The 11,514-nt window shown below is 73.8% G+C and carries 10 protein-coding genes; 4 read left to right on the top strand and 6 right to left on the bottom strand.

Going from position 1 to position 11,514, the window contains the following annotated elements:
* Window positions 1-81: 81 nt before the first annotated feature.
* The 6 genes from ACTSKS_RS08045 to ACTSKS_RS08070 form a co-directional block, all read right to left on the bottom strand.
* A complete protein-coding gene (locus ACTSKS_RS08045) occupies window positions 82-1,518 on the bottom strand; it encodes an MFS transporter (RefSeq protein WP_324701495.1) in 1,437 nt (478 codons plus the stop codon).
* Between the two features lie 171 nt (window positions 1,519-1,689).
* Window positions 1,690-3,546, bottom strand: coding sequence for an acetyl/propionyl/methylcrotonyl-CoA carboxylase subunit alpha (locus tag ACTSKS_RS08050; RefSeq protein WP_442927448.1), 1,857 nt, complete (start codon window positions 3,544-3,546; stop codon window positions 1,690-1,692).
* A 164-nt stretch (window positions 3,547-3,710) separates the two neighbouring features.
* Window positions 3,711-4,406, bottom strand: coding sequence for a Maf family protein (locus tag ACTSKS_RS08055; protein WP_442927449.1), 696 nt, complete (start codon window positions 4,404-4,406; stop codon window positions 3,711-3,713).
* The gene (locus ACTSKS_RS08060; RefSeq protein WP_442927450.1) at window positions 4,403-6,091 is read right to left on the bottom strand and encodes a DUF885 domain-containing protein; all 1,689 of its coding nucleotides are present in this window, start codon (window positions 6,089-6,091) and stop codon (window positions 4,403-4,405) included. The genes ACTSKS_RS08055 and ACTSKS_RS08060 overlap by 4 nt, the downstream gene beginning before the upstream one ends.
* A 34-nt stretch (window positions 6,092-6,125) precedes the next feature.
* Complete coding sequence (locus ACTSKS_RS08065; protein WP_084776561.1) at window positions 6,126-6,419, bottom strand: hypothetical protein; 294 nt, start codon at window positions 6,417-6,419, stop codon at window positions 6,126-6,128.
* Window positions 6,416-7,999, bottom strand: a complete 1,584-nt coding sequence (locus tag ACTSKS_RS08070) for an acyl-CoA carboxylase subunit beta (RefSeq protein ID WP_210079207.1) — start codon at window positions 7,997-7,999, stop codon at window positions 6,416-6,418. Before ACTSKS_RS08070 ends, ACTSKS_RS08065 begins: the two co-directional genes overlap by 4 nt.
* Before the next feature lie 189 nt (window positions 8,000-8,188).
* Here ACTSKS_RS08070 and ACTSKS_RS08075 point away from each other — a divergent pair, with 189 nt between their 5' ends.
* From ACTSKS_RS08075 to ACTSKS_RS08090, 4 genes are read left to right on the top strand one after another with little or no spacing between them, the layout of a single operon-like run.
* Complete coding sequence (locus ACTSKS_RS08075; RefSeq protein ID WP_170079798.1) at window positions 8,189-9,025, top strand: biotin--[acetyl-CoA-carboxylase] ligase; 837 nt, start codon at window positions 8,189-8,191, stop codon at window positions 9,023-9,025.
* Window positions 9,026-9,055: 30 nt separating this feature from the next.
* On the top strand, window positions 9,056-9,583 hold the full coding sequence (locus ACTSKS_RS08080; protein ID WP_442927451.1) for a PH domain-containing protein: 528 nt from the start codon (window positions 9,056-9,058) through the stop codon (window positions 9,581-9,583).
* Window positions 9,580-10,710, top strand: coding sequence for an adenylate/guanylate cyclase domain-containing protein (locus ACTSKS_RS08085; protein WP_230282699.1), 1,131 nt, complete (start codon window positions 9,580-9,582; stop codon window positions 10,708-10,710). The genes ACTSKS_RS08080 and ACTSKS_RS08085 overlap by 4 nt, the downstream gene beginning before the upstream one ends.
* An 11-nt stretch (window positions 10,711-10,721) precedes the next feature.
* Window positions 10,722-11,480 carry a PP2C family protein-serine/threonine phosphatase gene (locus ACTSKS_RS08090; RefSeq protein ID WP_020625514.1) on the top strand — a complete coding sequence of 253 codons (759 nt, stop codon included), beginning with the start codon at window positions 10,722-10,724 and terminating at the stop codon, window positions 11,478-11,480.
* Window positions 11,481-11,514: the final 34 nt, after the last annotated feature.

The raw sequence follows: 11,514 nt of genomic DNA on the forward strand, positions 1-11,514 counted from the left end.
TAGGGCCTATCTCACGACCGAAAGCGTCCATTCCCCCGATGTCACGTTCGACAGTGCGGGCGGGGGCCCGGGCGGGCGGGGTCAGCGCGCGGCGCGACGCTCGCGGGCCGAGGTGACGGTGTCGAGGTCCGTGTGGCGGGTCTCGGGGGAGAGCGCCAGCGCGATGACGGTGATCGCCGAGGCGGCGGCCAGGTAGTAGCCGACGTAGGAGACGTCGAACTTCTGCACGAGCCAGGCGGCGATGAACGGGGTCAACGCCGCGCCGAGGATCGAGGACACGTTGTACGCGATGCCGGAGCCGGTGTAGCGCGTGTTCGTGGGGAACAGCTCAGGCAGCACCGCGGACATCGGCCCGAAGGTCAGGCCCATGAGCGTCATGCCCGTGGCCAGGAACGCCAGCATCAGCGGCACGTTCAGCTCCGCGCCCACGCCCATGTTCTCCGGCGAGAGCCACAGGCCGAACGAGAGGCCGAACAGCACCATGAGCACCGAGATCACGATCAGGGTGGGGCGGCGGCCGAAGCGGTCCGCCAGCAGGCCGGAGACCGGCACGAACGCCGCGAAGAACAGGATGCCGACCAGCTGCAGCACGAGGAATTCGGCGTAGGGGACACCCAGGAAGCCGTTGGCCGGCTTGCCGATCGCGTAGGAGAGGATCCACGTGGTCATCAGGTAGAAGAGCACGTAGGTGGCGTACATGACGAAGGTGCCCAGGATCAGCTCCCACCAGTTGCGGCGGAACACCTCGCCCAGCGGCGCCTTCACGCGCTGGTCGCGGTCGAGGGCGCGCTGGAAGACCGGGGTCTCCTCGAGCTTGACGCGGACGTAGAGGCCCACGGCCACCATCACGATCGAGAGCAGGAACGGCACGCGCCACACCCACGTGAGGAACGGGCCGTCGAGCACCGGGCTCGTGGAGTCGTGGCTGAAGCCGAGCACGAGCGCGAGGAACAGGCCGTTGGCCAGCAGGAAGCCGATCGGCGCGCCGAGCTGCGGCCACATGGCCGCCTGCGCGCGCTTGCCGTCCTTGGCGTACTCGGTGGCCAGCAGGGCGGCGCCGGACCACTCGCCGCCGAGCCCCAGGCCCTGGAAGAAGCGCAGCAGCGTCAGCATGGCCGGCGCCCACAGGCCGATCTGGAAGTACGTGGGCAACAGGCCGATGAGGAACGTCGCGATGCCCATGGTCAGCAGCGAGCCGATGAGCGTGGTCTTGCGGCCCACGCGATCGCCCAGGTGGCCGAAGACGACGGCGCCCAGCGGCCGGGCGACGAACGCCGCGCCGAAGGTGGCCATGGAGGCCAGCAGGGCCGTGTTGTCGTCGCCGCCCGCGAAGAAGATCAGCGGGAACACCGAGACGGCGGCCGTGGCGTAGATGTAGAAGTCGTAGAACTCGATCGAGGTGCCCACCAGCGAGGCGATGATGACCCGCGAGCGGGGCACCTCCTCCGCGGTGGCGGCCGCGTCCGACGTGAGATCGGTGGGGGCGCCCGGGTTCACGGGCGGGGTGGAGTGGGACATGGTGTCTCCCTGGTATGACGGGCACAGGGGGTCGCGAGCGACCACGATGTGAGACGAAGATGCGTGCCAGGTTAAGCCTCGTCGCGCCGATCTGCGAGAGTCATGTCCCCGTCGTCCACCATGTGGAACCAGCCCACGACGCCGGCGCTCCCCGCCGTCGTCGCCGGCGGCTCACTCCGCGTCGGCGATGGTGGCGATCACCGTGCCGGCCGTGACCGTCTGGCCCGGCTCGACCTCGAGACCGCTGACCACGCCCGCGCGGTGGGCCGCGAGCGGCTGCTCCATCTTCATGGCCTCCACGACCACGATCAGGTCGCCCTCGGCCACGGTCTGGCCGTTCTCGGCGGCGACCTTCACCACGGTGCCCTGCATCGGGGCGGTCAGCGCGCCCGTGCTGACGGCCGCGGCCACCGGTGCGCCGCGCTTGCCGCGGGGCCGGCGTCGTCCCGCGCCGGCCCGCTGGGCGGCGCCGGAGATCGTGTGCAGGGCCTCGCCCCACGTGGGCAGGGTGACGTCCACGCGCTTGCCGTTGACCTCCACGGTCACGGTGTGGCGCGCCTCGCGGGGGGCCGGCTCGGCCGGGGTGAGGGCGCTCGGCTCGATGTGGTTCGCGAACTCCGTCTCGATCCACCGGGTGTGCACCGAGAACGGCTCCTCCGAGCCGGCGATCTCGGGGGCGAAGGCGGGGTCGCACACCACGGCGCGATGGAAGGGCAGCACCGAGGGCATGCCGACGATCTCGGCCTCGCGCAAGGCGCGGGCGGCGCGCTGCAGGGCCTGGCGGCGGTCCGCGCCGGTGACGATCAGCTTGGCGACCATGGAGTCGAAGGCCCCGGAGACGGTCTCGCCCTCCACCACGCCGGAGTCCACGCGGACGCCCGGGCCGCTGGGCATGCGGAAGGTGGTGAGCCGACCGGGGGCGGGCAGGAAGTTGCGGCCCGGGTCCTCGCCGTTGAGGCGGAACTCGATCGAGTGGCCGCGGGGCTGCGGGTCCGTGTAGCCGAGGGCCTCGCCGCGGGCCAGGCGGAACTGCTCGCGCACGAGGTCGATGCCGGTGATCTCCTCGGAGACCGGGTGCTCCACCTGCAGACGCGTGTTCACCTCGAGGAAGGAGATGGTGCCGTCCTGGCCCACGAGGAACTCGCACGTGCCCGCGCCGACGTAGCCGGCCTCCTGCAGGATCGCCTTGGAGGACTCCACGAGGCGGGCGTTCTGCTCGTCCGTGAGGAACGGCGCCGGGGCCTCCTCCACGAGCTTCTGGTTGCGGCGCTGCAGCGAGCAGTCGCGGGTGGAGATCACGACGACGTCGCCGTGCACGTCCGCCAGGCACTGCGTCTCCACGTGGCGCGGCTTGTCCAGGAAGCGCTCCACGAAGCACTCGCCCCGGCCGAACGCGGCCACGGCCTCACGGACCGCGGACTCGTAGAACTCCGGGATCTCCTCGCGCGTGCGGGCCACCTTGATGCCGCGGCCGCCGCCGCCGTAGGCCGCCTTGATGGCCACCGGCAGGCCGAACTCATCCGCGAACGCGACGACCTCCTCCGTGCCGGTCACGGGGGAGGTGGTGCCCGGCGCCAGCGGGGCGCCGACCTTGGTGGCCAGCTGGCGGGCCGAGACCTTGTCGCCCAGCCGGTCGATCGCCTCGGCGGGCGGGCCGATCCACACGAGGCCGGCGTCAACCACGGCGCGCGCGAAGTCCGCGTTCTCGGAGAGGAAGCCGTAGCCGGGGTGCACGGCGTCCGCGCCCGCGCGCTCGGCGGCGTCGAGGATCTTGCCGATCACCAGATAGGAGTCGGCGGCGGTCTCCCCGCCGAGGGCCACGGCCTCGTCCGCGAGCGTCACGTGCAGGGCGTCCCGGTCCGGCTCGGCGTAGACGGCCACGGAGGTCAGCCCCTCGTCCTGGCAGGCCCGGATGATGCGCACGGCGATCTCGCCGCGGTTGGCGATCAGCACCCGGGAGAACCGGCGCTCCGCCGCGGGGTCGACGGGCGGGACGACCGAGGCCTGCGGTGCGTCGGCGATGCTCATGGGCGATGGACTCCTCGGACGATCACGGCTGGGGGTGCGGGCGCCACGTCCGGGGTCGTGCCCCTCACCCGGTGGGGCGAAAGGCGCGGGACGGCGCCGACTCTGACCAGCACCCTACTCGTTGTGGCGGAACCCTCCGAGGCACGCGGCCCTGTCGCGCCGGATCAGCGCTGCGCGTTGGAGGGTTCCCACAATCGGGTGAAGTCCTGGCCCAGGGCCGCCGTGGCCCGCCGCAGCCACGCCACGGACAGCCCGATCACCGCGTTGGGATCCCCGTCCACGCCGTCCACGAGGGCCGCGCCCGCGCCGTCCACCGTGAACGCGCCCGCGCAGTGCAGCGGCTCGCCCGTGGCCACGTAGGCCTGGATCTCGGCCTCGGTGACGGCGCCGAAGCGCACGACGGCGGACACCACGCCCGCCTCCGCGGCCATCCCGGACTCGACCCCGGGCTCCGGCAGCACCAGGCCCAGCCAGTGGCCCGAATGCAGCACGCCCTGCCGGCCGGCCTGGGCGCGCCAGCGCTCGACGGCGACCTCGGGCTCATAGGGCTTGCCGTGGGCGCGGCCGTCGAACTCGAACACGGAGTCGCAGCCGAGCACGAGCGTGGGCGCGTCGACGCCGGCGGCCGCCACCCGGGCGGCCACGTCGCGGCCCTTGGCCTCCGCCAGCAGGCCCGCCAGCTCCGCCGGCGACGGGTCGCCCGCCGCCGCGCCCACGGCCGCCTCGTCCACCCCCGAGACGACGACGCGGAACGGCACCCGCGCCCGGGTCAGGACCTCCGCTCGGCCGGGGGAGGCCGAGCCGAGCACCAGCCGCAGGCCCGTGCCGAGGCCGGCCGCGCCGTCGTCGTGCGGGATCACGCGAGCGCCTCCCGCAGGGTGTCCAGGCCCATGCCGCCCAGGCGCAGGGCCCGGGTGTGGAAGGCCTTGAGGTCGAAGTCGGCGCCCTCGGCCTGCTCGTGCTCGGCGCGGATCTGCTCCCAGATGCGCTGGCCCACCTTGTACGCCGGCGCCTGCCCCGGCCAGCCGAGGTAGCGCGTGAACTCGAAGCGGCGCTGGCCCTCGGAGATCCTCAGGTGCTTGGTCAGGAACGCGTAGCCCTTCTCCGGGGTCCACGCGCCGCCGCCCTCGGACTCGGGGGCGTCGAAGCCGCAGTGGTAGCCGATGTCGAACACCACGCGGGCCGCGCGCATGCGCTGCATGTCCAGCATGCCGAGGTGGTCGCCCGGGTCGTCGAGGAAGCCGAGCTCCTCCATGAGCTTCTCCGCGTACAGCGCCCAGCCCTCGCCGTGGCCGGACGTCCAGCAGAAGCTGCGGCGCCACAGGTTGAGGTTCGCCCGGTTCATCATGGCGGTGGCGATCTGCAGGTGATGGCCCGGCACGCCCTCGTGGTAGACCGTGGTGGTCTCCGCCCACGTGGTGAACTCGTCCTCGCCCGGGGGCACGGACCACCACATGCGGCCGGGCCGGGAGAAGTCGTCCGAGGGGCCGGTGTAGTAGATGCCGCCCTCCTGGGTGGGGGCGATCATGCACTCGAGCCGGTCCATCGGGGCCGGGATCTCGAAGTGCTCCTTCATGGCCTCGACCGCGTCGTCGGAGAGCCGCTGCATCCACGTGCGCAGGGCCTCGGTGCCCTTCAGGGTGCGCTCCGGGTCCGCGTCCAGGATCGCGCGCGCCTCCTCGATCGTGGCGCCCGGCCGGATGCGTTCGGCGTCCGCCTGCTGCGCGGCGATGATGCGGGCCAGCTCCTCCTGGCCCCAGCGGTAGGTCTCCTCGAGGTCGATCTCGGCGCCGAGGAAGACGCGGGAGGCCAGCCGGTAGTACTCGATCCCGACGCCGTCCGCCTCCGGGGCGTGCGGGCGCAGCTCGGCCTCGAGCGTGTCCGCGAAGTCGCGGTAGGCCTGCGCGGCGGCGTCCGCGCCGGAGCGGATGCGGGCGGCCAGGGCGTCGTCCACGACGTCGGCCGCCTCGGCCCGCTCGACCAGGCCCGGGAAGAACCCGCCCGCGGCGCCGTGGGCGCGGGCCTGTTCCACCACGATGTCCACCTGGCGCACCGCGGCCACGTGGCCGGCGTCGCGGGAGGCGAGCAGGGACTCCGTGTAGCCGCGCAGGGCGGCCGGCAGGTTCTCGAGGCGGCCGGCGATGTGGCCCCACTGCTCCGCGGTGTCCGTGGGCATGAGATCGAAGACCGCGCGGATGCCCTGGGCGGGGGAGGCGATGTTGTTCAGCTCGGTGCGGCCGGTCGCGTGGATCTCCCGCTCGAGGCCGATGCGCTCCTGCATGGCCGCCTTCGTGACGCGGTCCGTCTCGTCCTGCGGCTCGAGCGCGGCCAGCTCCTCGAGCAGGCGGGCGTTGAGCTCGTCGTCGGCGCGGGCGCCGGCGGGGGAGAAGTCCGTGTACTCGGTCTCGCGGCCCGGGAAGCCGAGCTCGGTGGCGGTGTCCGGGTGCAGGGCGAGGAGGTCGGTCACGTAGCGCTCGGCGAGCGCGTCGATGGCGGACGGGGTGCGGGCGCCGTCGACGGCGGCCTCGGAGGTGTGCTGGGTCATACCGGCACTCTAGGCGCTGGCGCCCGCCCCCGGCTCACTGCGGGCCCGCGCCCTGACGCCACTGGCCGCGGCCGGGCCGGGCCCACAGGCCCAGGTCGCCGCGACGGCGGAGCGTGCGGTCCAGGGGGCGGGGGTCGGCGGCCTCGGCGGCGAGCCGGGCGGCTTCGGCCCGGGCCGCGGCGGCCGCCTCGAGGACGGCGGCCAGCGCGGCCATCTCCTCCGGCTCCAACTCCGGGCCGTTGAGCTGCAGCGGGTCGGCCGACGCCGGCGTGGCCTGCGTGGACGCGTCGTTCTCGTCCGGGGCGCCCGGACCCAGCGGGGCGCTCACAGCGGCATGTTCCCGTGCTTCTTGGCGGGGCGGGCCTCGCGCTTGTGCAGGGTGGCGCGCAGGGCGCGGATGAGCTGGCCGCGGGTGGCGTGCGGGGGCACCACGGCGTCCACGTAGCCCAGCTCGGCGGCCTGGTACGGGTTGAGCAGCTCGGCCTCGTAGTCGGCCACGATCTCGGCCCGGCGCGCATCGACGTCGCCGCCCGCCTCCGCCGTCGCCTTCAGGTCGCGCCGGTACAGGATGTTCACGGCGCCCTGGGCGCCCATCACGCCGATCTGCGCGCTCGGCCAGGCCAGGTTCAGGTCGGCGCCGAGCTTCTTGGAGCCCATCACGATGTATGCGCCGCCGAAGGCCTTGCGCGTGATCACGGTCAGCTTCGGCACGGTGGCCTCGGCGTAGGCGTAGATCAGCTTGGCGCCGCGGCGGATGATGCCGTTGAACTCCTGGTCCGTGCCGGGCAGGAACCCGGGCACGTCCACGAGGGTGATGATCGGGATGTTGAACGCGTCGCAGAAGCGCACGAACCGCGCGGCCTTCTCCGAGGCGGCGATGTCCAGGGTGCCGGCGAACTGCATCGGCTGGTTCGCGACGACGCCCACGCTCATGCCGTCCAGGCGGGCCAGGCCGGTGATCACGTTGGGCGCGTACAGCTCCTGCAGCTGCAGCAGGTGGCCCTCGTCCACGATCGAGGCGATGACCTCGAGCATGTCGTAGGGCTGGTTGGCGGAGTCCGGGACGATCTCGTCCAGGGCGAGGTCCTCGTCCGTGGGCTCCGGGTCCGTGGCCTCGAAGGTCGGGGCCTCCGCGAGGTTGTTGGAGGGCAGCAGCTCGAGCAGCTCCTGCACGTAGGCGATCGCGTCCTCCTCCGAGGAGGCCATGTAGTGGGCGGTGCCGGAGGTGGCGTTGTGCGAGCGGGCGCCGCCGAGGGTCTCCATGTCCACGTCCTCGCCCGTGACGGTCTTGATCACGTCCGGGCCGGTGATGAACATGTGCGAGGTCTGGTCCACCATCACCACGACGTCCGTCAGCGCCGGCGAATAGGCCGCGCCGCCGGCGGAGGGGCCCATGATCAGCGAGATCTGCGGGATCATGCCCGAGGCCAGGACGTTGTTCCGGAAGATGTCCGCGAACTGGGCGAGGGAGGCCACGCCCTCCTGGATGCGCGCGCCGCCGCCGTCGAGGATGCCGATCACGGGGCAGCCGTTGCGCGCGGCGAACTCCTGGACCTTCACGATCTTCTGGCCGTTGCGCTCGGACAGCGAGCCGCCGAACACGGTGAAGTCCTGGGAGTAGACGGCCACCTGGCGTCCGTCCACGGTGCCGAAGCCGGACACCAGGCCGTCGCCGGCCGGGTGCTTGGCGTCCATGCCGAACGCGGTGGTGCGGTGCACGGCCAGCGCGTCCAGCTCCACGAAGGAGCCCTCGTCCAGGAGGAGGTCGATCCGCTCGCGCGCGGTGTGCTTGCCGCGAGCGTGCTGGCGCTCGACGGCGTCCGGGCCGCCGGGCGCGGCCGTCGCCTCGAGCCGCCGATGCAGGTCGGCCAGCCGGCCGGCCGTGGTGGTCAGATCGGGATCGGTCACACGTCCTCCTTGTGGTGGTCCGCCAGATGCGGAGGCTCAGTCGGCCAGTCTACGGGCCGCCGCGGACGCCCTCGGTTGGAGGAAGCCCACAAACGACGAGGACGTCGGCCCGGGCCGCCCCTCCGCGCGCCCCGGGAGCGGATCGGCCCGCCCAGCCCGCCCCCGGGGACGCCGTGTATATCTAGGGGCATGCACCCCGACGACGCCCCCACACCGGATCTGACCTGGCTGGACTCCGCCGGCTCCACGCAGGATGAGCTCCTCGCGCGGCTGGACCGCGAGGGACACCGGCACGGTGCGGCCGTGGCCACCGCGGACCAGCGGGCCGGCCGGGGACGGCACTCCCGGGTGTGGAGCGCCGCGCCGGGTGCGGCGCTCGCCCTGTCCGTGTACCTGCGTCCCGAGTCCGGCGGGGTGCCGGTCTCCCCGGCCCACCTGAGCTGGCTCTCGCTCGTCGCCTCCGCCACGGTCGCCGAGCGCCTCGCGGCCCGGGGCGTCCCGACGCACGTGAAGTGGCCGAACGACGTGCTCGCCACCGACGGGCGCAAGCTGTGCGGCGTGCTGGCCACGGTGGCGCTGTCCTCGGACGGCAAGGGGCCCGGCGTCGTCGTCGGGATGGGCGTGAACCTGGACCACCGCGGGGCCGCCCCGGTGGACACCGCCTCGGACCTGGCGGAGTGGATCGGCGCGGACGCCGTGCCCGCGCCCCGGGACCTCGCGGTCGAGCTGCGCGACGCCGTCGTGGCGGCCGTGGACCGCTTCGCGGCGGGCGTGGCGGGGCAGACGGCGGCCGTGGACGGGCGTCACCCGGCCGTGGCGGCCGTGGCGGACCGGCTCTCCACGCTGGGCCGCGCGGTGCGCGCCGAGCTGCCCGGCGGCGGCGTGCTGGAGGGCACGGCCGTGGGCCTCGGCCCCGGCGGCACCCTGCGCGTGAGGCACGTCACACCGGATCATGGCACAATCGAGACCGAGGTCAGTGCGGGGGACGTGGCCCACCTGCGCGGAGACGTCCATCGCGGCGCATGACACATCCGTCCCGGTCAGGAGGTGACCGCCGTGCGACTCGAGCCCGGTGAGCAGGTGATGGTGCGCACCCGCACCCACCCGCGTGCGCTGCTGCGCCCCGCCGCGGTCCTCGTGGCCGTCGCGTTCCTGCTCGGCCTGGCCGTCGGCGTGCTCGCACGCCCCGACCTGCCCGGGATCGTCGCCGCGAACCGCGCCGTGCTCGAGGCGGTCGCGTGGGTGGTCGCGGCGCTCGTCCTGCTCCCCGGCACCGTCCGCCCGCTGTGGCGCTGGGTCTTCCGGCGCACCGTGGTCACCGACCGCCGCATCCTCCAGCGCGCCGGCGTCGGCGGGTCCGGGGCCGCCATGCCGCTCGTGTCCATCGCCGACGTGCAGCGGCGCCGCCGCGGCTCGGGCGCCGGAGACCTGCACATCCTCTTCCAGGAGCCCGCCCGCCAGGTCCACTGGCGGCTGCGTGACGTCCCCGAGGCCGCGCGCTTCGAGAAGGCCCTGGCTCACCTGACCCGCCAGGCCCGCGCCGCGACCTGGCCCGCCCCCGTCCCGACAGGAGACCTCCGATGAGCCGTCCGGAGACACCGGACACCGCACCGCTACCGATCGTCCCGCCGGCCGAGGACACGACCGCCCGCGACGCCGAGGCACGGCCCGCCGGCTGGACGAGCGCGATGCGCACGCTCGACGCCGGCTTGGTGGTGGGCCCGCGCGCCTACACCTCGCGGGAGGTGGCGCAGCGCCTCGGCGTCTCGATGGCCTCCGCCCGGAAGATCTGGCGTGCGCTGGGCTATCCGACGTCGCCGGAGGGGCACAAGGCCTTCACCGAGGCGGACATCGAGGCGTTCGAGTCCGTGCTCACGCTCGTACGCTCGGGGACGCTGAACGAGGACACCGCCATCTCGCTGGCCCGCTCGATCGGGCAGATGACGGACCGCATGGTGGTGTGGCAGATCGAGGCGCTCGTGGAGGACAAGATCGCCTCCGAGGGCCTGACGGACCCGGAGGCACGGCGGGCCGTCGTCGACATGCTCCCGGACATGGTCGGACCGCTCGAGAAGGCCATGCGGATCGTCTATCGGCGCCAGCTCAACCGCGCCGTCCAGCGCCTGACCGTGCGCGTGGAGGCCGGGCTGGCGGCCAGCGCCCGGGGCCGCGACGGCTCCGAGTCGGATGCGCCGCTGCCGCTGGCCCGCGCCGTCGGCTTCGCGGACATGGTCTCCTACACGACGCTCTCCCGGACCATGGACGACCGGACGCTGGCCCGCATGGTGCTGCGCTTCGAGTCCCTCGCCGCGGAGACCATCTCGGCCGGCGGCGGCTGGCTCGTGAAGACCATCGGCGACGAGGTCATGTTCAACGCCGAGACCCCCGAGGCCGGCGCCGCGATCGCGCTCTCCCTGGCCGAGACCATCGCCGCGGACGAGGAGCTGCCCTCGGCGCGCGTCGCCCTGACATGGGGACGGGTGCTCTCCCGCATGGGGGACATCTACGGGCCCACCGTGAACCTCGCCGCGCGGCTGACGTCCCTGGCCGATCCGGGTACCGTGCTCGTGGACGCCATGACCGCTGCGGCCCTGTCCCGGGACGAGCGCTTCGTGCTCGTCCCGCAGCCGCCCAGGATCGTCCGCGGGTTCGGAGAGGTCCGCCCCTCCCTGCTCTTGGACGGGTCGGCCCAGACCCTGCTCGCCGACTGATCGAGGACCCCGTGGACCCCCGCCCCGAGACCCCGTCCGCGCCGCGGCCCCAGGCCGCGGGCGCCACCCACGTGGGCGCCGTCCGCGACCTGAACGAGGACGCGTGGACCCTCGTCGGGGAGCCGCTGGTGCTCGCCGCCGTGGCCGACGGCATGGGCGGGCACGAGGCCGGCGAGGTGGCCTCGGCCGCCGCGATCGAGACCCTGCGCCGCCGCGCCCCCGAGGTGCTCGCCCCGGGCACGGCCCACACGCCCCAGGAGCTCGGCCACCTGATCCACGAGGCGGACGCCGCCGTCGTCGAGGCCGGGCTGGGGCGCTCCGGCACCACCCTGACCGTCCTGGCCTGCCTGGACACGGAGCGCGGCCGCTGGGCTGTGGCCAACGTCGGCGACTCCCGGGTGTACCTGCGGCCCGTCGGCTCGCCGGTGCTCCAGCAGCTCACGGTGGACCACTCGGCGGTCCAGATGCTCGTCGACGCGGGGGAGCTCACCCCCGCCGAAGCCCGCGTCCACCCGCGCCGCAACGTCATCACCCGCGCGCTCGGCTCGCGCGAGGCGCTCACGGTGGACGTGGCCGAGGTCCCCCTCGCCTCCGGGGACCTCGTCCTGCTGTGCAGCGACGGCCTGACCGGCGAGCTGCTGGACGAGGAGATCCGCGCGCTGATCGACGACGCCGACACCCTCGAGGACGCCCTCGAGAAGCTCATCGGCGCCGCCCTGTGGCGCGGCGGCCGGGACAACATCACGGCGGTGCTCGTGCGCATCCCCTGACCCGGGTGCGCCGTCCGGGACGCCGACTACGCTG

The organism is Micrococcus sp. TCR-5 (assembly GCF_052220525.1).
Classification (GTDB): Bacteria; Actinomycetota; Actinomycetes; order Actinomycetales; family Micrococcaceae; genus Micrococcus; species Micrococcus luteus.